The following is a 22,766-nucleotide window of genomic DNA, read 5'->3' as shown; positions in this document are numbered from 1 at the left end:
GACGCCGCCTGCAACTCAAGACCGAAGTTTTTGCGATTTCTTTCAAAACCACCAACCTCGCTCACCGCACTTCATCGCAACCCTCCCAGACCACCAGCAGACGCATCTGCCAGTCTTCCATTAAGGCCGCTCCGTGCAGCGAAGCCCTCGACTATAGCACCGTTTTGAGCAAGCTCGCAAGAAACTGCGAAGAAAGTTGGCGCAGTCACGCACCAGAGGCCAGGGCCAGTTCCAACGCATCTATGAAGAGATGGGCCACGTCGCAGCCCGTCTGGTCGAAGATCTCCTGGAAGCAGGTGGGGCTGGTGACATTGATCTCGGTGACGCAGTCGCCAATGACGTCCACGCCCGCCAGCAGCAGGCCCCGCTCCTTCAGCACAGGACCGAGTGCATGGCCGATTTCCCAGTCCCTTTTAGACAGCGGGCGTGCAACGCCCTTGCCACCAGCGGCCAGATTGCCTCGCACCTCGGATCCCTGGGGGATGCGTGCCAGGCAAAACGGCACGGGCTTGCCGCCAATGATGAGGACGCGCTTGTCGCCGTCCACGATCTCAGGCAGAAACTTTTGCACCATCACGCTTTGCGCGCCATGGCGGTTCAAGGTTTCGGTGATGCTGCCCAGGTTGAGGCCGTCCGGCCCCACCCGGAAGATGCCCATGCCGCCCATGCCGTCCAGCGGCTTGAGGATGATGTCCTGGTGTTCGCCATGGAAGCGCTTGATATCTTCTGCGTCGCGCGTAACCAGGGTGGGCCCGATGAATTCGGGAAACTCCATGATGGCGAGCTTCTCCGGATGGTCGCGCAGCGCGCGCGGTTTATTGAAGACGCGGGCTCCGTCGCGTTCTGCCTGCTCCAGCAGATGCGTGGCGTAGAAATACTCGCTGTCGAAGGGCGGGTCTTTGCGCATGAGCACCGCATCAAAATCATTCAGGTTGGCGTGGCGCGCTGGCTGCGCCTCGTACCAATGTGTCGCGTCTCCCGTCAGCGTGATGTCCTGCAAGCGGGCGCTGACCTTGCTGCCACGCTGCCAGGTGATGTGCTGCGGCTCGCACACCGACAGCGTGTGGCCCCGCCGGTGGGCCTCGCGCATCATGGCGAAGGTGGTGTCTTTGTAGGTCTTGAAGCTGTGCAGCGGATCGGCGATGAAGAGAATTTTCATGGTGTCGGGTCGGTCGAAAGGACGTGCCGCCAGCGGCCCCTCAGGCGCCCTTGGCGTGCAAACGCCTGTACTGTTGCACAAATAGCGCAACGCTGCCTGCAACCACGCCCCAGAAGGCCGAGCCCACCCCGGCTATAGCCACGCCGCTGAGCGTGACCAGAAAAGTGATCAGCGCCGCCTCTCGGTGCGCTTCCTCACGCAGCGCGGATGCCAGGCCGTTGCCGATCGTTCCCAGAAGCGCAAGCCCCGCAATGGACGCCACCAGCTCGGCGGGGAATGCTGTCAACAGCCCCGTGATCACCGCACCAAAGAGGCCGATGGCAATGTACAGTGCGCCGCAGGACACCGCCGCGGTGTAGCGGCGGCTGCGGTCCTGGTGCGCCTCGGGGCCCATGCACATGGCGGCGGTGATGGCGCTGAAGTTGAGCGCAAACGCGCCGAACGGCGCCAGGGCGAGCGTGGCCAGACCCGTCAGCGTCAAGAGGCGGGACACGGGCAAGTCGTACCCCGACGCCCGGATGACTGCCACGCCGGGCAGGTTCTGCGAAGCCATGGTGACCACAAACAACGGCAGGCCCAGGCTGACTGCCGCGGCCACGCTGAACTGGGGCGCGGTGAAGACCGGCACGGCGAGTTCCAGCGGCACGGCAGACCAGGTCATCTGCCCCTGGCTGGCTACCCACGCCACGCCTGCGGCCAACGTGATGACCACCGCGTAGCGTGCCACCCAGCGCCGGGCGACCAAGTACACCGCCAGCATCAGCACCACCAGCGGCAAGGCGGTCTGGGCCGCCACAAACGCCTGCATCCCAAACTTGGCCAGCACGCCCGCGAGCAGCGCCGCGGCAATCTCCACGGGGATGCGGTTCATGACGCGCTCGAACCAGCGCGTGGCGCCAGCCACGGTGATGAGGGCTGCGCTGAGGATGAAGGCCCCCACGGCCTCGCCCATGCTGAAGCCGCCAGCCGCCCCCGCAGTGGCCAGCACCGCTGCGCCGGGTGTGGACCAGGCAATCATCACCGGCATGCGCAAGATGAGCGAAGGCACCAGCGAGCACAGCCCCATGCCCAAGCCCAGCGCCCACATCCATGAGGTGATCTGCGCGGGCGAGGCACCGAATGCCTGCGCAGCCTGGAACACGATGGCGACCGAACTGGTGAAGCCCACGAGCACCGCCACGAACCCCGCCGTGGCGGCGGACAGGCTCAGGTCTTTGAAAAATTGCATGGGCAGGATTCTGGCAGCCACCCGCAGAGGCTTCCCGCGACTTCGCTGCGGCCGTCAACACGTCAGCAAATAACTATCAATTTGATAGCTTCTAGCGCTTGATAGATAAGCGCTAGATCCCAAAAACATCCAAAACTCAGATCTCGATCTTGGACCCGAGCTCCACCACCGCGTTGTTGGGCAGGTGCAGAAAGTCTGCGGCGGCGCTGGCGTTGTGGTGCATCTGGGCGAACAGCTTTTCGCGCCAGGGGGCCATGCCGCCGCCGATGGACGGGATCACGGTATCGCGTGACAGGAAGTAGCTGGTGGTCATGGTCTCCAGCTCGCAGCCCCGGCCCCGCAGCAATTCCAGGGCGCGCGGCACGTCGGGGTCGTTCTTGAAGCCGTAGTGGATCACCACCTGCCAGCAGTCATGGCCCAGCGGTTCGACCTGCAGGCGTTTGTCCAGGCCGATCCACGGCGTCTCGTGGTTGTGCACGGTGACGAACAGGTTCTGCTCGTGCAGCACCTTGTTGTGCTTGAGGTTGTGCAACAGCGCGTTGGGCACGGCACCGGTTTCTGCCGTAAGGAACACGGCTGTGCCGCTGACGCGGGTGGGCGGGCTGATGAACACCGACTCCAGAAAATCCTTGAGGTCGATCGCGTCTGCACGCAGCTTGTCGTTGAGCAGGCGGCGCCCTTCCTTCCAGGTCATCATCAGCGCAAACACAATGCCGCCGATGAGCAGCGGAAACCAGCCGCCCTTGAACAGCTTGAGCAGGTTGGACGCAAAAAACGCCAGGTCCACCACAAAGAAGCACCCCGTGGCCGCGATGCACAGCGCCAGCGGATAGCCCCAGCCATAGCGGATCACGAAGAAGGTGAGCGTGGTGGTGATCAGCATGTCCAGCGTGACGGCGATACCGTAGGCCGCAGCCAGATTGCTGGACGAGCGGAACATGACCACGGCCAGCACGATGGCAAAAAACAGGCCCCAATTAACCAGCGGGATGTAGATCTGCCCCGTGTCGCGCACGCTGGTGTGCTGGATGTTCAACCGCGGCAGGTAGCCCAGCTGGATCACCTGCTTGGTGACGCTGAAGGCCCCGGTGATGAGCGCCTGCGAGGCGATCACCGTGGCCATGGTGGCCAGGATCACCAGAGGGATCAGGGCCCAGTCGGGGGCCATCATGTAGAACGGGTTCTTCACGGCCTCGGGCTCGGCCAGCAGCAGCGCGCCCTGGCCGAAGTAGTTGAGCGTGAGCGCGGGCATGGCCACCGCAAACCACGCAAGCCGGATGGGCCGCTTGCCGAAGTGGCCCAGGTCGGCGTACAGCGCCTCGGCGCCCGTCACGCACAGCACCACGGCGCCCAGGATGATGAAGCTGGTGCCCGGGTTGGCCCACAGGAAGCCCAGCGCATGGTGCGGGCTCAACGCCCACAAAATCTCGGGGTGGCCCACGATGTGCGACACGCCCAGCACCGCGATGGAGATGAACCAGGTCAGCGTGATGGGGCCAAAGAATTTGCCGATGCCCCCCGTGCCCCGTTTTTGCACGGCAAACAAGCAGAACAGCACGACCAGCGTGAGCGGAATCACATAGCCCGCAAAGTGGGGCGAGACCACCTCCAGCCCCTCCACCGCTGACAGCACCGAGATGGCCGGGGTGATGACGCCGTCGCCATAGAACAGCGCCGTGCCAAACATGCCCACGGCCAGCAGCACACCGCGCAATCGGGGTTGGCCTTTGACGGCCTGAGAAGCCAGCGCCAGCATGGCCACCAGCCCGCCTTCGCCCTTGTTGTCCGCCCGCAGCACCAGCACCACGTACTTCAGCGAGACGATGACCGTCAGCGTCCAGAAGAAGATGGAGAGGATGCCGTAGATGTTGTCCTGCGTGAACGGCACATGGCCGGACCCGAAGACCTCCTTGACCGCGTACAGCACGCTGGTGCCGATATCGCCATACACGACGCCGATGGCGCCCAGCGTGAGGGCCGCCAACGAGGATTTGGAGTTTTGCACTGACCAGCCCCGCGCGCTGCGGGCGGGGTTCCATTACTGTGAGGAGCGTTATTGTGCGCCTGAGCTAGATGAAGTGTCCTGGGGGCGCCGCCCTATGTTGCAGCGCAGCAACTGGCCTTGGCAGAACGGCGCGGGCGTGGCAAGTCAGGGCGGGGCGCTGCCCCGTCTGGAAGGAGAGCGTTCAGTCGTACACCTCGGCGTCTGGGTTGGTCGCCTCCAGTTCATAGCTGGCCGCCAGCATCGCCAGCCGTGCCACCACGCCGTACATGTAAAAGCGGTTGGGCGCGCTGACACCCGGGCGCATGCCGGGCTGGGGCATGTGCGTGCTGTGCTCGAACGCCAGCGGCACAAAGCTCGCGCCGGGTGCGTTCAGATTCTCGTCCACGCCGCGCTCGGCATGCATGCGGTAGAAGCCGCCCACCACATAGCGGTCCATCATGTAGACCACGGGCTCGGCCACGGCCTCGTGCACGCGTTCTTGCGTCAGAACGCCTTCCTGGATCAGCAGGTCGTTCACCGGCTGGCCGTCCTTGATGACCGACATTTTGTTCTTGGTCTTGCGATTGACGGCGTCCAGCTCCTTGGCATCGCGCACGGTCATGATGCCCATGCCGTAGGTGCCGTTGTTGGCCTTGACGATGACAAAAGGCTTCTCGTTGATGCCGTATTCCTTGTACTTGCGGCGCACCTTGGTGAGCAACGCATCCACCGAGGTCTGCAGCTGGTCCATCCCCTTGTCCTCGGCGAAGTCCACGCCTTCGACCTGGCTGAACATGGGGTTGATGAGCCAGGGGTCGATCCCCAGCATCTTGCCAAAGCGCTTGGCCACTTCTTCGTAGTTCTTGAAGTGGGTGCTCTTGCGACGCACGCTCCAGCCGGCATGCAACGGGGGCAGAAGGTACTGCTCGTGGATGTCTTCCAGGATGCCCGGGGCGCCAGCCGAAAGGTCGTTGTTGAGCAGGATGGTGCAGGGGTCGAAATCCTTGAGTCCCAGGCGGCGCTTGGTGCGCACCACGGGCTCCAGCGTCACCGTGTCGCCGTTGGGCAGCTCGATCAGCGTGGGCTTCTTGATCTCGGGGCTGATGGAGCCCACGCGCACGTTCAGGCCCGCCATGTTGAAGATGCGCTGCAGCTGCACCACGTTGGCCAGGTAGAACGTGTTGCGCGTGTGGTTCTCCGGGATGATCAGCAGGTTGCGCGCCTCGGGGCAGATCTTCTCGATGGCGGCCATCGCGGCCTGCACGGCCAGGGGCAGCATCTCCTTGGTCAGGTTGTTCCAGCCGCCGGGGAACAGGTTGGTGTCCACCGGGGCGAGCTTGAAGCCCGCGTTGCGGATGTCCACCGAGGTATAGAACGGCGGCGTGTGCTCCATCCATTCCAGGCGGAACCAGCGTTCGATGGCGGGCATCGAGTCGAGAATGCGCTGTTCGAGTTCGTTGATCGGCCCGGTGAGGGCCGTGATGAGATGCGGAACCATAGAAGCCCTCGGGAAGCCAATTGCGGACGGATTGTAGGGATTTGGGGTCGCCCCGGTTTTTCGCAAGGCGCGCCGGCACCGTGCGTCACCGCCGCCAGAAAGCGGGCGTGAGCAGGGCCATGAAGCTCAGGATTTCCAGCCGCCCCAGCAGCATGGCCAGCGTACACACCCACACCTGAAAATCCGTCAGCACGGCATAGTTGGACGCCGGCCCCACGCTGCCCAGCCCCGGCCCCATGCAGTTGACGCTGGCAATCACGGCCGAAAACGCGGTCACCGGGTCCAGGTCAGTCAGCAGCAGGACCATGCTCAGGCCGATGATGGTGGCGCCGTACACCAGCATGAAAGCCAGCACTGAAAAGATCACCCGGTTGTCCACCACCGCATCGCCCAGCCGCACGGGCTGCACGGCGCGCGGGTGCACCAGGCGGTTCATCTCGCGCCGTGCCTGCTTGAGCAAAATCAGCATCCGCACCATCTTGATGCCGCAGCCCGTGGAGCCCGCACTGGTCGCCACGCCCGACAGAAGCAGCATGAACACAGGTGCAAACACCGGCCAGCCCAGGTAGTCCACCGTGGCGTAGCCGGTGGTGGTGGCGATGGACACCAGGTTGAACATGCCGTAGCGCAGCGCATCGAGCGGCGCGTACACGCCTTTCACCCACAGCAGCCCGGCCACCAGCAAGCCACCGCCGATCAGGGTGAACAAGGTTGCGCGCAGCTCAGGGTCGCGCCAGAAACCCTGCCAGTGGCCCTTGCGGATGGCGACGAAATACAGCGCAAAGTTGCAGCTGGCCACCAGCATGAACGCCACCGAAATGCCTTCGAGCAGGGGCGAATGGTAGAACCCGAAGCTCGTGTCATGCGGCGACATGCCGCCCAGGCTGACTGTGGTGAACATGTACATGACGGCATTGATGGGGTCCATGCCGCCCAGCCAGTACGCCAGCACACACGACAGGGAAAAGACCGCGTACACGCCCCATAGCCCCTTGGCGGTCTCGGTCATGCGCGGGGTGAGCTTGGCGTCCTTCACGGGCCCCGCCGCCTCGGCGCGGAACAGCTGGCTGCCGCCCACGCCCAACAGCGGCAGCACGGCCACCGCCAAGACCAGAATGCCCATGCCGCCCACCCATTGCAAAAAGGTACGCCACACGTTTACCGACACGGGCAGGCTGTCCAGCCCGGTCAACACGGTACCCCCGGACGTGGTGAGTCCTGACACGGCTTCGAAATACGCGTGGGTGAACGACATCGGCCGCCCCACCTCGTGCCCCGCCAGCATCAGCGGCAGCGCGGCACAAAGCGGCAGCAGCACCCACACCAGCGTGACCAGCATGACGCCATGGCGCGGCTGCAGCTCGCGCCGGAACAGGCGCAGCTTCCACCACAGGCCACAACCCACCGCAAACGTGGCTGCCATGGCGACCGGGTACACGTGCCATACCCCATCTGCCCAGAACCAGGACACTGCCAGCGGCAAACCCATGGCCAGCGCAAAGGTCATGATCAGGATGCCGAGCACCCGCAGAACGGGAAACATGTCCACCATGGCGTGTTGCTCGCAGGCTCTCAGAAAAAGGTGGCGCTCACGCGGAACAGCTTTTCCACCTCGCGCACCAGCCGCTTGTGGGGCAGGAAGAACACCACGTGGTCATTGCTCTCGATGACGGTGGAGCTGCGCGGAATGATGACCTCGGGTTCGCGCAGATCGTCCGGCGACACATCGGGAGAATCCGGCAGGCCGCGCACGATGAGCCCCATGTGCACTTCATGCGGCAGCTGCAGCTCGCTGACCTTGCGGCCCACCACCTTGGAGCTCTTGCGGTCGCCGCGCGCCACGATCTCCAGCGCCTCAGCCACGCCACGGCGCAGGCTGTGCACCGCCTGCACGTCGCCCTGGCGCACATAGGCCAGCAGCTCGCCCAGCATGGCCTGCGCAGGCGACAGCGCAATGTCGATCTGCGTGCCGTGCATCAGGTCGGCATAGCTGCGGCGGTTGATGAGCGCCAGCACGCGCCGGGCGCCCATACGCTTGGCCAGCAGGCACGACATGATGTTGTCCTCGTCGTCGTCGGTGAGGGCGAGGAACAGGTCGATCTCCTCCACGCTTTCGCCGCCCAGCAGGTCCTCGTCCGTCGTGTCGCCCTGCAGCACCAGCACATCGGAGGGCAGCTCCGACGCCAGCCCGATGCAGCGCTCGGCATCGGCCTCGATGACCTTGATGTGAAACCGCCCCGGCTCCTTGCTGAGCTGCCGCGCCAGCCGCAGGCCCACACGACCGCCCCCGGCGATCATGATGCGACGCACGGGCTTGACCGGCCGCGCGTCGCGCCGATGCAGCGCCGTCAGCACATTGGCAATGTGCCCGCTGGCAGCCAGCACGAACACCTCATCGCCTGGCTCGATGCGCGTGTTGCCGTCGCAGGCCACAAAGCGGTCGGGCTCGTCGGGAAAGCGGCGGTAGATGGCCACCAGGCGCATCGCCACGTCGGGCGAGCTTTCACGCAACTCGCAGATGGTGTGGCTGACCATGGGCGCGCCGGCCCGTGCGCGCACCGACACCAGGCAGGCCCGCCCACCCGCGAACTCGCGCACCTGCATGGCCTCGGGGTAGTCGATGAGCTTGCCGATGTAGCGCGTGAGCGATTCTTCGGGGCAGATGATGCGGTCCACGCCAAAGCCCTCCGGCCCGGTCAGCCGCTCGTCGAAGTGAAAGCCGGTGGACCGCACGCGCGCAACGCGCGTGGGGATGTTGAACAGCAGCTGCGCCATCTTGCAGCACACGAGGTTGGTCTCGTCCTGCGCGGCGCAGGCAATCAGCAGGTCGGTGTCCTGCGCGCCCGCCTCGGCCAGCACCGAGGGCTCGATGCCATTGCCCACCACCCCGCGCAGATCAAAGCGTGACTCCAGGTCGCGCAGGCGGGCGGCGTCGGTGTCGATGACGGTGATGTCATTGCGCTCGGACACCAGACTGTCTGCCACGCTTTGGCCCACGCGGCCCGCGCCGAGGATGATGATTTTCATAAGAAATCAGGGCCTAGCGCTTTACAGACAAGCGCAAACAGCTATCAATTAAGGAGCAAATCACCCCCGAACCTCGCCCTCGCCCAGCACGACGTACTTGAGCGAAGTGAGGCCTTCAATGCCCACCGGCCCTCGCGCATGGAACTTGTCGGTGCTGATGCCGATTTCCGCCCCCAGCCCATACTCAAAGCCATCGGCAAAGCGCGTGCTGGCATTCACCATCACGCTGGCCGAATCCACTTCCCGCAGGAACTGCTGGGCGTGCATGTGGTCACGCGTCAGGATGGCGTCGGTGTGGTGGCTGCCGTAGCGGTTGATGTGGGCAATCGCCTCATCCACGCCGGCCACCACCTTGATGCTGATGATGGGCGCAAGGTATTCCTCGCTCCAGTCCTGCTCGGTGGCCGGTGTCAGCAGCGCGCCGGGCACGTCCGCCAACAGCGCCAGCGACTCGGGACAGCCCCGCATCTCCACACCCTTGGCGGCATACACCACGCCAATTTGTGGCAGAAACTCCGCGGCCACGCCACGCGCCACCAGCAGGCCTTCACTCGCGTTGCAGGGGCTGTACTTGTTGGTCTTGGCGTTGTCGGCCACCTTCACCGCCATGGCCACGTCGCAAGGATCGTCCACATAGGTGTGGCAGTTGCCGTCCAGGTGCTTGATGACCGGCACCTTGGCCTCGCGGCTGATGCGCTCGATCAGGCCCTTGCCGCCGCGCGGAATGATCACATCCACAAACTGCGGCATGGCAATCAGCTGGCCAACGGCCTCGCGGTCGGTGGTCTGCACCAGCTGCACCGCGTCTTGCGGCAGGCCGGCTTCGGCCAGGGCCTGCTGCACCAGCTTGGCCAGCGCTTTGTTGGAGTCGATGGCCTCGGAGCCGCCGCGCAAGATGCAGGCGTTGCCGCTCTTGATGGACAACGATGCGGCTTCAATGGTCACGTTGGGGCGGCTCTCGTAAATCATGCCGAACACCCCAATCGGCACACGCATCTGGCCCACGCGGATGCCGCTGGGCTGCTGCTTCATGCCAAGGATTTCGCCAATGATGTCGGGCATGGCGGCCAGTTGCTCGCAGCCCTCGGCGCAGGTCTCCAGCACTTTGGGGCTGAGTTTCAGGCGGTCCACCATGGGCTCGGCCAGGCCAGCGGCGCGGGCGCGCTCCAGGTCGCGGGCGTTGTCCACCTGCAGTGCCTCCACGTTCTCGCGCAGCAGCCGGGCCAGGGTTTTGAGTGCTTTGTTTTTGATAGCTGCCGGCACCTTGGCCATGAGCGCGGAGGCCGTTTTGGCCTGCAGACCAAGGGTTTGCGTGTATTCGGCGACGTTGAGGGCGTTCATCCAGAGATTTTGCCGCACTTGGCTTTAACCTTGGAGTTTTGGCCCTCCACACGCCTCCCCCATGACCGACTCCCCTGCCGCACAACTCGCCACCCTGGCCCAGGCCCTGCAGGCCTTTGAACGCGGCGAGCACACCGCCGCCGCCCTGAGCCACCTGGCCCGCCAGCACACCACGCTACTCGCAGCCCTGCCGCCGCGCTACGGCGAGGTGTTGCTGAACTTGCTGGACCGGCTGGAATCAAGCGCGTTGTTTTCGGAGGAGAGCTGCTCGTTCAGCCAGAAGGATCTGGTGGCGAATTTGCAGATGTGGGTAGAGAAGGCGTGGGGGGTCGTGGCGGACAAAATGTAAGCTTGTCTGATCACTTACTCCCAAAAGGAACGATCCCGCGAGACTGCTGCCAGAAACCAAGGCGTGCCGCCGACATCCAGCGCCAAGATCAGCAAGCCTCCCGCCGCAATTGCCCAATCGCCGAAGCCCATCATGACCGAGATCACGACAAGCAGGGTTCCGACCAGCGGCGCGCCAGAAGCGCGCTTGTAGCCGTCCATAGAGCCGCTTGTCTGGAGCGAATAAATCCAGGGGCGAATGAACGACAAATAAAGATTCAACGCAGCGAATGCGCCGGCCAGCCCCAGTACCGAGACTGACCACGCCCCTCCTCTGACAAGTCCCGATGACATCAGCCCGTAGATCAGCGAGCCGACAGTCAGAAAAAGGGGGGAGAGCAGAAGAGCAATAAGCGAAACGTTTCGAATCAGTAATCGGAGACGCATCGCATTTGCCCTCAAGTCCTTCGGAGGCGACGTCAACGATTCACCGCGCCGCCTGCGTCAACCGGCACACCTGCAGCGCCAGCCTTTGCAGCGCCTGCCACCCATCCGTGGGCCAATCCGGCTGCTTGAGCCCCTTGACAATGCCGTCCACGACATGCGCCGACTGCAGCAACCGCGCCAGCGCCGCGTCGCTAGCCTTGGGCAGGATGCGTTCGTACAGCTTTTCCTTGGCGCCCCAGATGCGGTTTTCGCGCAGGGCCATGGGCAGGGGGCGGCCGGCGTTCATGGCGTCTTTCACGCGCTTCAGGGCGCGGATGTCTTCGGCCAGGGCCCAGTGCACCAGCACCTCGGCCTCGCCCTCGGCCTGCAGGCCGTCCAGCATGCGCTGCACGCGGGCCGTGTGGCCGGCCAGCACGGATTCGGACAGCTTGAACACGTCGTAGCGCGCCACGTTGAGCACGGCGGCCTCGACCTGGGCCCAGGTCAGCTCGCCTGCGGGGTGCAATAACGCCAGTTTCTGGATTTCCTGGTGCGCGGCCAGCAGGTTGCCTTCCACGCGGTCGGCAAAGAACTGCAGCGTGCGCTGGCCTTCCTCGCCCGCCACCACGCGTTGGCCCTGGGCGGCCAGGCGCTGGGCGATCCACTGGGGCAGCTGGGCGCGTTCGATGGGGTCGATCTGGATGGAGACGCCGCTGCCCTCCAGCGCGGCAAACCAGGCGCCGGTGCGGGTGGCCTTGTCCAGGCGGGGCAGCATGACGAGGGTCAACGTGCTGTCGTTGCCGCGGGCCGATTCAGCCACCTGCTGCAGTGCAGCACTGCCGTCCTTGCCGGGCTTGCCCGAGGGGATGCGGATTTCGACGATCTGCTTGTCGGCAAACAGGCTGAGCGAGCCACCTGCGGCCAGCACGGCGCTCCAGTCGAAATGGGCACCGGCCACGGTGTAGCTGCTGCGCTCGGTATAGCCCTGGGAGCGGGCCGTGGCGCGGATGGCGTCGGCCGCCTCTTGCTGCAGCAGGGGCTCGTCGCCGTGCAAAACATAAAGCGGCGACAAGCCCCGTTGGAGATGCTGAGGGAGTTGGGCCACGGCGACTTGCATGAGGGCGAAGTTTATCGCCCGAGGCGTCGCGCGCACTTTGAGCGTTACCTGTCATTTCGTCAGATATGTCTGGCACTTTGCTCAATAGACCACTGATATTGCACAGCTTTCTGGCTTTTCATTGGCTGTGGCGCCTTGGAGAATTCTGTGCATGGGGTGTCGTGCCGCAGGCCGACCCCAACACCCACAACCCATCTCGGAGACAACAACCATGGTGAACTACCTCGGCGTGAACAGCGTCCGCCAGCTGGTGCAGGCCGTGGGCCTGGCCCCGTTGCTGCAGCAACTCGTGGCGGCACTGGAGGAGGACTACCGCCGCTGGGCCGATTTCGACAAATCGGCCCGCCATGCGATTCATTCGCCGGGCGGCGTGATCGAGCTGATGCCCACCAGTGACGGCACGCTGTACTGCTTCAAATACGTCAACGGCCACCCCAAAAACACCGCCCAAGGGCTGCTCACGGTGACGGCTTTTGGCGTGCTGGCCGATGTGGACACCGGCTACCCCCTGCTGGTGTCCGAGCTGACCCTGACCACCGCGCTGCGCACCGCCGCCATGTCGGTGCTGGCCGCCCGGCACCTGGCGCGCACCCAGGGCCCGGGCGCGGACACCATGGCGCTGATCGGCAACGGTGCGCAGGCCGAGTTCCAAGCCCTGGCCTTCTACCACCAACTGGGGGTGCGCAGGCTGCAGCTGTTCGACACCGACCCGGCCGCCACGGCCAAGCTGCAGGCCAACCTGGCCCGACTGGCGCTGCCGGGGCTGACCGCTGAGGCCTGCGCCAGCACGGCCGATGCCGTGCAAGGCTGCGGCATCGTGACCACCGTCACGGCGGACAAGCGCAACGCCACCATCCTCACGCCCGACATGGTGGCGCCAGGCATGCACCTGAATGCCGTGGGCGGCGACTGCCCCGGCAAGACCGAGCTGCACCCCGACATCCTGCGCCGCCCGGACGCACGCGTGGTGGTGGAGTTCGCCCCCCAGTCGCGCATCGAAGGCGAAATCCAGCAACTGCCCGCCGACTTCCCCGTGGCCGAGTTTGCCGACGTGCTGGCAGGCCGCGCACCAGGCCGCACCGGGCCGGGCGATGTCACCGTGTTTGACTCGGTGGGCTTTGCGTTGGAAGATTTCTCTGCCTTGCGCACCTTGCACGCGCTGCTGCAACACCACCCGCACTTGGCCACGCCCATCGACCTGATTCCGCAGATGGACAATCCCAAGGACCTGTTCGGGCTGCTCCAGCCGCAGCGGACCACCACCCCACCCGCCCGGCACGCCACGGCGCGCCGGGCCACCACCACCCTCACCCCATGACCCTTGAGCCCCACGACACCGCCTCGCCTCCTGCCCGCACTGCCAGCCTGATCGGCGCGCCCACCGACATTGGCGCCGGCGCGCGCGGCGCGTCCATGGGGCCCGAGGCGCTGCGCGTGGCCGGCCTGCACGCGGCGCTGGCCAGCCACGGCCTGCGCGTGCGCGACTGCGGCAACCTGAACGGTCCCACCAACCCTTGGCAGGCACCCACCGAGGGCTACCGCCACCTGGCCGAGGTGGTGCAGTGGAACCAGCTGGTGTTCGACGCGGTGCTGGCCGAGCTGCGCGCCGGCCACCTTCCCATCCTGCTAGGCGGCGACCACAGCCTGGGCCTGGGCAGCATCAGCGCCGTGGCCCGCCACTGTGCCGAGTCTGGCAAAAAGCTGCGCGTGCTGTGGCTGGATGCGCATGCCGACTTCAACACCAGCGCGCTCACGCCCAGCGGCAATGTGCACGGCATGCCCGTGGCCTGCCTGTGTGGCTTTGGCCCGCGCGAACTGACGCATCTGGCCGGCATGCCCGGCGGCGGTCCGGCCCTGCACCCGTCGCAGATCCGCCAGATCGGCATCCGCAGCGTGGACCCGGGCGAAAAGCGCTTTGTGCACGAGCAGGGCCTGGAGGTGTTTGACATGCGCGCCATTGACGAGGTGGGCATGCGCGTGGTGATGGAGCGCGCCTTGAGCGGCCTGGATGCCGACACCCATCTGCACGTGAGCTTTGACGTGGACTTTCTGGACGCCGACATCGCCCCCGGCGTGGGCACTACCGTGCCCGGCGGCCCCACCTACCGCGAGGCGCAGCTGTGCATGGAGATGATTGCCGACAGCGGCCGCCTGGCGTCGCTGGACATCATGGAGCTGAACCCCGCCCTGGACGTGCGCAACCGCACGGCCGTACTGGCGGTGGACCTGGTGGAGTCGCTGTTTGGCAAGAGCACGCTGATGCGGACCCGGCCGGTGTGACGAGGCGCCCCCCGAACGACGGCACCAAACTATTAAATTGATAGCTGCTAGCGCTTATCCATCAAGCGCCAGAGACCAATTTCATTAAAAGTTCTGGCGGGTGATTGAGATGCCTCACCCCAGCACAGCCCGCACCTGCTCGGCCGTGGGCAGCGGCGCCACGGCGCCAAAGCCCTGCACGGCCAGCGATGCCGCCGTGTTGGCATAGGCCACCGCGGCGGCCAGGTCGTCGCCCAGCGCCAGGCGCGCGAGCAGGTTGCCATCAAAGCAATCGCCCGCCCCCGTGGCATCCACCAGCGCCACGCTGCGGCCCGGCACACGCTGGCGCGGCACGGCGGGGTCAGTGCTGCTCAGCAGCACGCCATCAGCCCCTAGCTTGACCACCACCGTGGCTGCGCCCTGCGCATGGCCCCAGTCGGCAATCGCATCCGCATCGTGCAGGCCCAGCAGCGCGGCCATGTCATCGAGCCCCGGCAGGAAGATGTCGCACAGCGACACCGCATGCGCGATGCAGGCCCGCGCCCGTGCCAGCGGCCAGAGCTTGAGGCGCAGGTTGGGGTCGAACGCCACGCGTGCACCGGCGGCCCGCGCCACGCGCATGGCCTCAAAGGCCGTGTCGCAGGCCGAGGCCGACACCGCCAGCGAGATGCCCGACACATGCAGGATGTGGCACTGCTGCAGCACCGCTGTGGGCGCATCCAGCAACCACGCAGGTGCCATGCGGCTGGCGGCCGAGCCCGCGCGCAGGTAGCTGAACTCGTGGCCCGCTGCGCCGTGCGTCACAAAGTAGATGCCCGTGGGGTGCTGCGCATCGCGCTCCACCGCCGTGGTGTCCACGCCCTCGCGCGCCCACAGGTCCAGCAGGGCCTGGCCAAAGGCATCGCTGCCCAGGCGGGTAAGGTATGCGGTGCGTGCGCCCGCGCGGGCGGCGGCGATCACGGCGTTGCTGGTGTCGCCCCCAAAGCCCTGCAGGTACTGCGGCTCGCCAGGACGCGTCTGGTTGAACTCCACCAGCGCCTCGCCCAGCGCCACCACGTCCCACACGGCTTGCTTGGCTGCGGTCATGGCTCAGCCGCGCGGCTTGTAGGCCGTCACGTCAATCTCGACCTTGGCGTCGATCATCAGGCGCGATTCGACGGTGGAGCGTGCGGGGCGGTGGTCGCCAAAACACTCCATGTACACGCGGTTGAAGCTGCCGAAGTCCCGCGCATCGGCCAGCCAGACGCTGACCTTGGCCACATCGTCCAGGGTGCAGTCGGCCAGGGCCAGGGCGTCCTTGACGCGCTGGAACACCTGGCGCGTCTGCGCTTCGATGCCGCCGACAACGACCTGGCCCTGGTCGTCGGTAGGCACCTGGCCCGAGACAAAAACGAAGTCGCCGGCACGGGTGGCGGGCGAGAGGGGGCGTGCGAGGCGATCGGACGCGAGCGGCGCTTGGCCGAGGGTTTCTACTGGCATGGAAAACGCTCCTTTGAGTAAAGATATTACACACTTCCTTCCAGAAATGCCCATCTCGTTCGCAATTCTGGCATCGAATGTGCTTATTCGTGTAATCCTATTACTTCGAGGTGTGCAATGCAAACGTCTGGAACCAACCTGGTGCAGCATCCGCTGCCAACGCCTGAACTGCGGGGCCGCCGCAAGCTGCTGGGTGCTGCGGCGCTGACCGCAGCCCTCACCCTGGCCTGCAGCGCCAGCTGGGCCCAAACGGCCGCCACCGCCCCAGTCAAGGGCGGCGCCGCCAACCTCGCCATGGTGGGCGAGCCCCAGGGCCTGGACCCCATGGTGAGCACCGCCGACCTGGTGGGCACCATCATGCAGCACGTGTACGAGCCGCTGTACACCTTCGACGCCAACTGGGCCATCGCCCCCATGCTGGCCGAGGGCCTGCCCACCGTCTCCAAGGACGGGCTGGCCTACACCATCCCCCTGCGCAAGGGCGTGAAGTTCCACAACGGCCGCGAGATGACGGCCGACGACGTGGTGGCCTCGCTGCAGCGCTGGATGGAGCTGAACCCTCGTGGCAAGGCCGTGGGCAAGGAAGTGGCCTCGCTCACCGCCAAGGGTGCACTGGCGGTGGAACTGAAGCTGAAAAATCCTTACGCGCCGCTGCTGGCCCAGCTGGCCCTGCCCAGCGGCATGGCTGCCATCATGGCCAAGGAGAGCATTGCGCCCCAGCTCAAGGACTTCGTCGGCACCGGCCCCTACCAGTTCAAGGAACGCCGCCCCGACCAGTTCACCGTGCTGGTGCGTTTTGACGGCTACGCCAGCCGCAAGGAAGCCGCCAGCGGCTACGCCGGCAAGCGCGAGGCGCTGCTCGACGAGCTGCGCTTTGTGCCCGTGCCCAGCGCCAACACGCGCGTCGAGGGCGCGCTCTCGGGCCAGTTCCAGTACGCCGACCTGCTGCCCGTGGAGGCTATTGGCCGCGTTGAAAAAGGCGCGCCCGCCGTGGTGCCCATCGTGACCAAGAACTTTGGCTTCCCGTACATCGTGTTCAACACCAAGGAAGGCGTGCTGGCCTCGCAGCCCATGCGCCGCGCGGTGCAGACCGCCGTGGGCACAGGCGAGCTGCTGGCCGCAGGCTTTGGCGACAACCGCTTCTTTGTGGTGGAGCCCAACTTCTTCCCCAAGGGCACGCCGTATTACTCGGACGCGGGCAGCAAGCTCTACAACGAGCGCAATCCGCAAGCCGCGAAAGACCAGGCAGCCAAGGCCAGCTACAACGGCCAGCCCGTGCGCATCATGGCCAGCCGCCAGTACGAGTTCCACTACAACATGGCGCTGGTGATGTCAGAGCAGCTCAAGAAGGCGGGCTTCAAAACCGAGCTGCAGGTGGTGGACTGGGCCACGCTGGTGCAGCGCCGCAACGATCCCAAGCTGTGGGACGTGTACTTCACCCACTCGGGCCTGTTTCCCGAGCCCATGCTCTCGCCACCACAACTGGGCGACGGTGCGCCAGGCTGGTGGGAGTCTGACGCCAAGAAGGCCGCGCTGTCTGCATTCAACCAAGAGACGGACCCCTCCAAGCGTGGCGCGCTGTGGGGCAAGGTGCAGCAAGTGGTGTACGACGAAGTGCCCTTCATCGAGGTGGGCAAGTTCAACGGCCTGTCGGCCCGCTCGGCCAAGCTGCAAGGCTATACCCCTGCCATCTGGCCGTTCTTCTGGAACACTGGCTTGGCCAAGTAAGCAGGGGCAGACAGCACCATGATGCGATTTCTGTTGAAGCGCCTGGGCGGCGCCGTGGTGGTGCTGGCCCTGGTGGCGGTGCTGGTGTTCTGCCTCACGCGGCTGGCCTCGGGCGACCCCGTGGCACTGCTGCTGGGCGACCAGGCCACCGCTGCCGACATTGCCCAGGCCCGCGCGCAGTACGGGCTGGACAAGCCCCTGCCCGTGCAGTTCGCGCTGTGGGTGGGCGAGCTGCTGCAGGGCAACCTGGGGCATTCGCTCTTTTTGCAGCGACCCGTGGCCCAGGCCCTGCTGGAGCGGGCCGAGCCCACGCTGTTCCTCGCGCTGTTTGCCGTGGGCATTGCCGCGCTGGTGGGCGTGCCCTGCGGCATGGCCGCCGCCGTCTGGCGCGGCAGCGCCACCGACCAGGCCGTGAGTGGTGTGGCCATGCTGGGCGCAAGCGTGCCCAGCTTCTGGCTGGGCCTCATCCTCATCCAGCTGTTTGCGGTCAAGCTCGGGTGGTTTCCCGCCTCGGGCTATGGCGACCCCACGGCCACGCTGGGCGAACGGCTGTCGCACCTCATGCTGCCCGCACTGGTGCTGGGCTTGCTCAATTCGGCGCTCATCATCCGCTTCACGCGTGCCTCCATGCTCGACATCCTGGGCGAAGACTATGTGCGCACCGCCCGCGCCAAGGGCCTGCCCGAAGGAACCATCATGGTCAAGCATGTGCTGCGCAATGCGCTGGTGCCCATCGTCACCGTGCTGGGGCTGACCATGGCGCTGATGATCGGCGGCACCGTGGTGACCGAGACCGTGTTCAACCTCCCCGGCGTGGGCAACCTGGTGGTGCGGGCCGTGCTGCGGCGCGACTACCCCGTGATCCAGGGCACGCTCTTGATGATTGCCGCCATCTACGTCTTCATCAACCTGGCCATCGACTTTCTGTACACGCTGGTGGACCCCCGTATCCGCCTGGAAGCACCATGAACCCGAGCCCTTCCTTCTGGCACCGCCTGCGGGCCGTGCTGCGCCGCCTGTTCGCCCGCAAGGTGGTGCTGGCCTCAGCCATCGTGATTGCGCTGGTGGCCAGCATCGCTGTCGTCTTCCCCTGGGTGTCCGATGCGGACCCCAACGCCCTGTCGATCAGCGAGCGGCTGCACGCGCCTTCGGGCACGCACTGGGCGGGCACCGACGAGCTGGGCCGCGATGTGTTGCTGCGCATCGTGCACGGCGCGCGCTATTCGCTGCTGATTGGCCTGGTCACCGCCGCAGGCGCTGTGCTGCTGGGCACGCTGCTGGGCATGTTTGCAGGGTTCTTCCGCAAGCTGGACGCACCACTGATGCGCGTGGTGGACGCGATGATGTCCTTCCCCGACATCCTGCTGGGCATTGCGCTGGTGTCCATCCTGGGCGTATCGCTGTGGAACGTGATGCTGGCGCTGGTCATCGTCTACACCCCGCGCGTGGCGCGTGTGGTGCGCGCCACCACGCTGGTGCTGCGCGAGCTGCTGTTTGTGGACGCGGCCCGCGCCCTGGGCGTGCGCACGCACCTCATCCTGTGGCGCCATATCCTGCCCAACCTGATGTCGCCCATCCTGGTACAGGTGACGTTCATCTTTGCCTACGCCATCCTGGCCGAGGCGGGCCTGTCCTTTCTGGGCGTGGGCGTGCCGCCCGACATCCCCACCTGGGGCACCATGATCGCGGGCAGCCTGGACTATGCCGACAAGGCCTTCTGGACCATCTTTGCCCCCGGCGTGGCCATTGTGCTCACAGCCCTGTCGCTGCAGATGCTGGGCGACGGCGTGCGCGACCTGCTTGACCCCAAACTGAAGAAGACCGTATGACCTCCCCCACGATGAGCGCCGCGCCGCGGCTCGAAGTCAGCGGCCTGTCCACCTCGTTCGCCACCGATGCGGGCCGCATCCAGAGCGTGGCCGATGTGTCCTTTGCCATCCACCCCGGCGAAACGCTGGCGCTGGTGGGCGAATCGGGCTCGGGCAAGTCGGTGACCAGCCTCACCCTCATGGGTCTGCACGCCCGCACCTCGCAGGCGCAGGTCACGGGCCAGGCCTGGTTTGTACAGCGCGACGGCCGCAAGGTCGATTTGCTGGCCATGCCCGAGGCCGAGAAGCGTACATTGCGCGGCAACGAGCTGGCCATGATCTTTCAGGAGCCCATGACCAGCCTGAACCCCGTGCTGACGGTGGGCGAGCAGATTGCCGAGTCCGCCCGCCTGCATTTGAAGCTGGACCGCAGCGCCGCACTGGCCCACGCCCGCCGCATGCTGGAGCTGGTCGAGATCCCCGCCGCTGCGCAGCGCGTGCACGAGTACCCGCACCAGCTCTCGGGCGGCATGCGCCAGCGCGTGATGATTGCGCTGGCCATGGCCTGCAACCCCACGCTGCTGATTGCCGACGAGCCCACCACCGCGCTGGACGTGACCATCCAGGCGCAGATCCTGTCGTTGATGGGGCGGCTGCAGAAAGAGACCGGCATGAGCATGCTGTTCATCACGCACAACCTGGGCGTGGTGGCGCAATACGCAGACGCCGTGGCCGTGATGTACGCCGGGCGCATTGTCGAGTCCGCACCTGTGCGCGACCTGTTTGCACGGCCCGAGCACCCCTACACGCGCGGCCTGCTGGCCTGCCTGCCCGGCGTGGCCCGGCGGCAAGCCCTGGCGGCAGGCACGCCCGCCCACGGCCGGCGGCAACTAGTGGCCATACCGGGCCAGGTGTCCAGCCCACTGGCGCCCCCCCCCGGCTGCGCCTTTGCGCCGCGCTGCGCCCGCCAGCAACCCGACTGCACCCACGCCATGCCCGCGCTGGAGGCGGCAGGCCCACGCCGCATGGTGCGCTGCCTGCACCGCGAGAAACACCCCGAACCCGCCGAGGTGAGTGCATGAACGCCGTCCTGAACCCACCCCCCACCATGGCCCCGGCCGATACCACCGCACCGCTTTTGGAAATTGCCCACCTGCGCAAGCACTTTGGCAGTGGCCCGCACCCCGTGCGCGCGGTGGACGACGTGAGCTTCACCATCCGCCGGGGCGAGACCCTGGGCCTGGTGGGCGAATCGGGCTCGGGCAAAAGCACCATTGGCCGCCTGCTCACGCGCCTGGTAGACCCCACCAGCGGCGAAATGCGCTACCACGGCGGCACGGTGCCGCAAGACCTGGCTCAGCTCTCGCAGTCGCAATACCGGCCGCTGCGCTCGCAGATCCAGATCATTTTTCAGGACCCGTACGCCAGCCTGAACCCCCGCATGCGCATCCGCGAAGTGCTGGCCGAGGCGCTGGATACGCACGGCCTGGCCAAGGGCGCTGCACGCCTGCCGCGCATCCACCAGTTGCTGGAGCAGGTGGGCCTCAGGCCCGAGCATGCCGAGCGTTTTCCGCACGAGTTCTCGGGCGGGCAGCGCCAGCGCATCGGCATTGCGCGTGCGCTGGCTGTAGAGCCCCAATTCATCGTGGCCGACGAGCCGCTGTCAGCACTAGACGTTTCCATCCAGGCACAGGTCGTGAACCTGCTGGGCGAGCTGAAAGAGCAGCTGGGCCTGACGCTGCTGTTCATCTCGCACGACCTCGACGTGGTGGAATACCTGTGCGACCGCGTGGTGGTGCTGTACCTGGGCCGGGTGATGGAGATTGCGCCGACCGAAGCGCTGTACGCCCAGCCCCAGCACCCCTACACCCAGGCCCTGCTGGCGGCAGCGCCCATCCCCGACCCCGCCCAGCGCCGCAGCATTGCGCTGCTGCAGGGCGACCTGCCCAGCCCGGCCCACCCGCCTTCGGGCTGCGTGTTCCGCACCCGTTGCACACAGGCCGAGGCGCGCTGCGCCAGCGCCGACATGCAGCTGCGCGAAGTGGCCCCCGGCCACCTGCACACCTGCTGGAAAACAGCACCTTCTCACCCCGCACCATGACCGACGAATTCCTGCTTGACCACCGCTGCAAGGGCTACCCGCTGCACGCAGCCCCCAGCCGCCCCGCCGACCTCGGCCAGCGCGGCTGGAACGTGCTGGCGGGCGACCTGCCCTTGCCCATTGCCGTCATCCGCGAAAGCGCCATGGCCCACAACCTGGCCTGGATGCAGGCCTATGCCGAGCGCAAGGGCGTGGCCCTGGCGCCGCACGGCAAGACCACCCTGTCGCCCGAGCTATTTGCCCAGCAGCTGCAGGCGGGCGCCTGGGGCCTGACCTTTGCTACCGTGTACCAGCTCTGCGTAGGGGTGGACGCCGGTGCGCGCCGCGCCATCATCGCCAACCAGGTGCTGTGCGATGCCGACCTGGACGGCCTGGACGCACTGCTGCAGCGCCACCCCGACCTGCGCGTGTGGTTCCTCATCGACAGCCTGGCTCAGCTGCGCTGCATTGAAGACTGGGCCGAGCGGCGCGGCCACACCGCGCGTGGTGAACGGCGCCTGGATACCTTGCTGGAGATGGGCGTGCCCGGCCAGCGCACCGGCTGCCGCACGCTGGAAGAAGCCCTGGCGCTGGCCCAGGCCATGGCTGCGTCGCCCGCCGTGCAGCTGGGCGGGGTGGAGTGCTACGAAGGCGGCGTGGCCCGCTGCGACAGTGAGCACGATGCACGCGAAGTCACGGCCCTGGTGCGCCGCGTGACCGAGGTGGCCCGCGCCTGCGATGCGCGGGGCCTGTTTGCCGATGCGGAGATTTTGCTCACCGCAGGCGGCTCGGCCGTGTTCGACCTCGTCATTCCGCTGCTGCGCACCCAAGGGCTGTCCAAACCCGTGCTGGGCGTGCTGCGCTCGGGCTGCTACATCACACACGACCATGGCAACTACCAGCGCTTCTTGAAGCATGTGGAGCAGCGCGAGGGGCTGGACGCATCGCTGCGCCCCGCGCTCGAAGTCTGGACCCTGGTGCAATCCGTACCCGAGCCTGGGCTGGCCCTGCTCAGCGGCGGGCGGCGCGATGTCTCGTACGATCTGGAGATGCCCGTGCCCGTGCGCTGGGCGCCGCGCCACGAGCGCCGCGCCGCCAGCACCCCCACCGGGTGGACGGTGAGCGCGCTCAACGACCACCACGCCTACCTGCGCTACGACCCCGCAACAGGCCCCGCCCCCGCCGTGGGCGACCGGGTGGCCCTGGGCATTTCGCACCCCTGCACCACTTTTGACAAATGGCGCTGGCTGCCCGTCGTGGACGACGAGGGCACCATCACCCGCGCCATCAGCACCCGTTTTTGAC

At 66.3% G+C, this 22,766-nt stretch carries 20 protein-coding genes; 9 read left to right on the top strand and 11 right to left on the bottom strand.

Annotation, left to right across the window (positions count from 1 at the left end):
* Window positions 1-205: 205 nt before the first annotated feature.
* From gshB to ACK4HJ_RS04435, 7 genes are all read right to left on the bottom strand, one after another.
* Window positions 206-1,159 (bottom strand): glutathione synthase, encoded by a 954-nt coding sequence (gene gshB / locus ACK4HJ_RS04465; RefSeq protein ID WP_409828073.1) that lies wholly within the window; start codon window positions 1,157-1,159, stop codon window positions 206-208.
* Window positions 1,160-1,199: 40 nt separating this feature from the next.
* Window positions 1,200-2,387, bottom strand: coding sequence for a benzoate/H(+) symporter BenE family transporter (locus ACK4HJ_RS04460; protein WP_409828071.1), 1,188 nt, complete (start codon window positions 2,385-2,387; stop codon window positions 1,200-1,202).
* Window positions 2,388-2,523: 136 nt separating this feature from the next.
* Entirely contained in the window at window positions 2,524-4,392 is a 1,869-nt protein-coding gene (locus ACK4HJ_RS04455) for a potassium transporter Kup (RefSeq protein ID WP_409828069.1), read from the bottom strand.
* A 181-nt stretch (window positions 4,393-4,573) separates the two neighbouring features.
* A complete protein-coding gene (gene gshA / locus ACK4HJ_RS04450; RefSeq protein ID WP_409828068.1) occupies window positions 4,574-5,869 on the bottom strand; it encodes a glutamate--cysteine ligase in 1,296 nt (431 codons plus the stop codon).
* A gap of 85 nt (window positions 5,870-5,954) precedes the next feature.
* Window positions 5,955-7,421, bottom strand: coding sequence for a TrkH family potassium uptake protein (locus ACK4HJ_RS04445; protein WP_409828066.1), 1,467 nt, complete (start codon window positions 7,419-7,421; stop codon window positions 5,955-5,957).
* Between the two features lie 20 nt (window positions 7,422-7,441).
* Window positions 7,442-8,896 carry a Trk system potassium transporter TrkA gene (gene trkA, locus ACK4HJ_RS04440; protein WP_409828064.1) on the bottom strand — a complete coding sequence of 485 codons (1,455 nt, stop codon included), beginning with the start codon at window positions 8,894-8,896 and terminating at the stop codon, window positions 7,442-7,444.
* A gap of 60 nt (window positions 8,897-8,956) precedes the next feature.
* Entirely contained in the window at window positions 8,957-10,237 is a 1,281-nt protein-coding gene (locus ACK4HJ_RS04435) for a glutamate-5-semialdehyde dehydrogenase (RefSeq protein WP_409828062.1), read from the bottom strand.
* A 61-nt stretch (window positions 10,238-10,298) separates the two neighbouring features.
* Here ACK4HJ_RS04435 and ACK4HJ_RS04430 point away from each other — a divergent pair, with 61 nt between their 5' ends.
* Window positions 10,299-10,586: a hypothetical protein gene (locus tag ACK4HJ_RS04430; RefSeq protein WP_409828060.1), complete on the top strand. Its 288-nt coding sequence runs from the start codon at window positions 10,299-10,301 to the stop codon at window positions 10,584-10,586.
* A 14-nt stretch (window positions 10,587-10,600) separates the two neighbouring features.
* Here the strand turns inward: ACK4HJ_RS04430 and ACK4HJ_RS04425 are convergent, their stop codons facing one another.
* Together ACK4HJ_RS04425 and holA are read right to left on the bottom strand one after the other, a co-directional pair.
* On the bottom strand, window positions 10,601-11,011 hold the full coding sequence (locus ACK4HJ_RS04425) for a hypothetical protein (protein WP_409828058.1): 411 nt from the start codon (window positions 11,009-11,011) through the stop codon (window positions 10,601-10,603).
* 40 nt (window positions 11,012-11,051) lie between these two features.
* The gene (gene holA / locus ACK4HJ_RS04420) at window positions 11,052-12,107 is read right to left on the bottom strand and encodes a DNA polymerase III subunit delta (RefSeq protein ID WP_409828057.1); all 1,056 of its coding nucleotides are present in this window, start codon (window positions 12,105-12,107) and stop codon (window positions 11,052-11,054) included.
* Between the two features lie 211 nt (window positions 12,108-12,318).
* On the opposite strand from holA, the gene ACK4HJ_RS04415 reads away from it, so the two are divergent.
* Both ACK4HJ_RS04415 and rocF read left to right on the top strand, forming a co-directional pair.
* The gene (locus tag ACK4HJ_RS04415) at window positions 12,319-13,425 is read left to right on the top strand and encodes an ornithine cyclodeaminase (protein ID WP_409828055.1); all 1,107 of its coding nucleotides are present in this window, start codon (window positions 12,319-12,321) and stop codon (window positions 13,423-13,425) included.
* Complete coding sequence (gene rocF / locus ACK4HJ_RS04410; RefSeq protein ID WP_409828053.1) at window positions 13,422-14,387, top strand: arginase; 966 nt, start codon at window positions 13,422-13,424, stop codon at window positions 14,385-14,387. The genes ACK4HJ_RS04415 and rocF overlap by 4 nt, the downstream gene beginning before the upstream one ends.
* A gap of 114 nt (window positions 14,388-14,501) precedes the next feature.
* On the opposite strand, the gene ACK4HJ_RS04405 is transcribed toward rocF, so the two are convergent.
* Window positions 14,502-15,452 carry a sugar kinase gene (locus tag ACK4HJ_RS04405; protein ID WP_409828052.1) on the bottom strand — a complete coding sequence of 317 codons (951 nt, stop codon included), beginning with the start codon at window positions 15,450-15,452 and terminating at the stop codon, window positions 14,502-14,504.
* A gap of 3 nt (window positions 15,453-15,455) precedes the next feature.
* A complete protein-coding gene (locus tag ACK4HJ_RS04400) occupies window positions 15,456-15,845 on the bottom strand; it encodes a RidA family protein (RefSeq protein ID WP_192429645.1) in 390 nt (129 codons plus the stop codon).
* A 117-nt stretch (window positions 15,846-15,962) separates the two neighbouring features.
* On the opposite strand from ACK4HJ_RS04400, the gene ACK4HJ_RS04395 reads away from it, so the two are divergent.
* Genes ACK4HJ_RS04395 through ACK4HJ_RS04370 form a run of 6 tightly spaced genes read left to right on the top strand, consistent with a single transcriptional unit; the run spans window position 15,963 to window position 22,765 of the window.
* Complete coding sequence (locus ACK4HJ_RS04395) at window positions 15,963-17,573, top strand: ABC transporter substrate-binding protein (RefSeq protein WP_409828050.1); 1,611 nt, start codon at window positions 15,963-15,965, stop codon at window positions 17,571-17,573.
* Window positions 17,574-17,591: 18 nt separating this feature from the next.
* A complete protein-coding gene (locus ACK4HJ_RS04390; RefSeq protein WP_409828049.1) occupies window positions 17,592-18,542 on the top strand; it encodes an ABC transporter permease in 951 nt (316 codons plus the stop codon).
* Window positions 18,539-19,402 (top strand): ABC transporter permease, encoded by an 864-nt coding sequence (locus ACK4HJ_RS04385; RefSeq protein WP_010466583.1) that lies wholly within the window; start codon window positions 18,539-18,541, stop codon window positions 19,400-19,402. The genes ACK4HJ_RS04390 and ACK4HJ_RS04385 overlap by 4 nt, the downstream gene beginning before the upstream one ends.
* On the top strand, window positions 19,399-20,463 hold the full coding sequence (locus ACK4HJ_RS04380) for an ABC transporter ATP-binding protein (protein ID WP_409828048.1): 1,065 nt from the start codon (window positions 19,399-19,401) through the stop codon (window positions 20,461-20,463). Before ACK4HJ_RS04385 ends, ACK4HJ_RS04380 begins: the two co-directional genes overlap by 4 nt.
* Window positions 20,460-21,482, top strand: coding sequence for an ABC transporter ATP-binding protein (locus tag ACK4HJ_RS04375; protein ID WP_409828046.1), 1,023 nt, complete (start codon window positions 20,460-20,462; stop codon window positions 21,480-21,482). Before ACK4HJ_RS04380 ends, ACK4HJ_RS04375 begins: the two co-directional genes overlap by 4 nt.
* Entirely contained in the window at window positions 21,479-22,765 is a 1,287-nt protein-coding gene (locus ACK4HJ_RS04370; protein WP_409828044.1) for an amino acid deaminase, read from the top strand. Before ACK4HJ_RS04375 ends, ACK4HJ_RS04370 begins: the two co-directional genes overlap by 4 nt.
* Window position 22,766: the final 1 nt, after the last annotated feature.

Origin of the sequence: Acidovorax sp. (genome assembly GCF_046294525.1) — a bacterium.
Lineage (GTDB): Bacteria > Pseudomonadota > Gammaproteobacteria > Burkholderiales > Burkholderiaceae_C > Acidovorax.
Note: the sequence above shows the minus strand (reverse complement) of the source record. Positions and strands in the feature narration are given on the sequence as shown.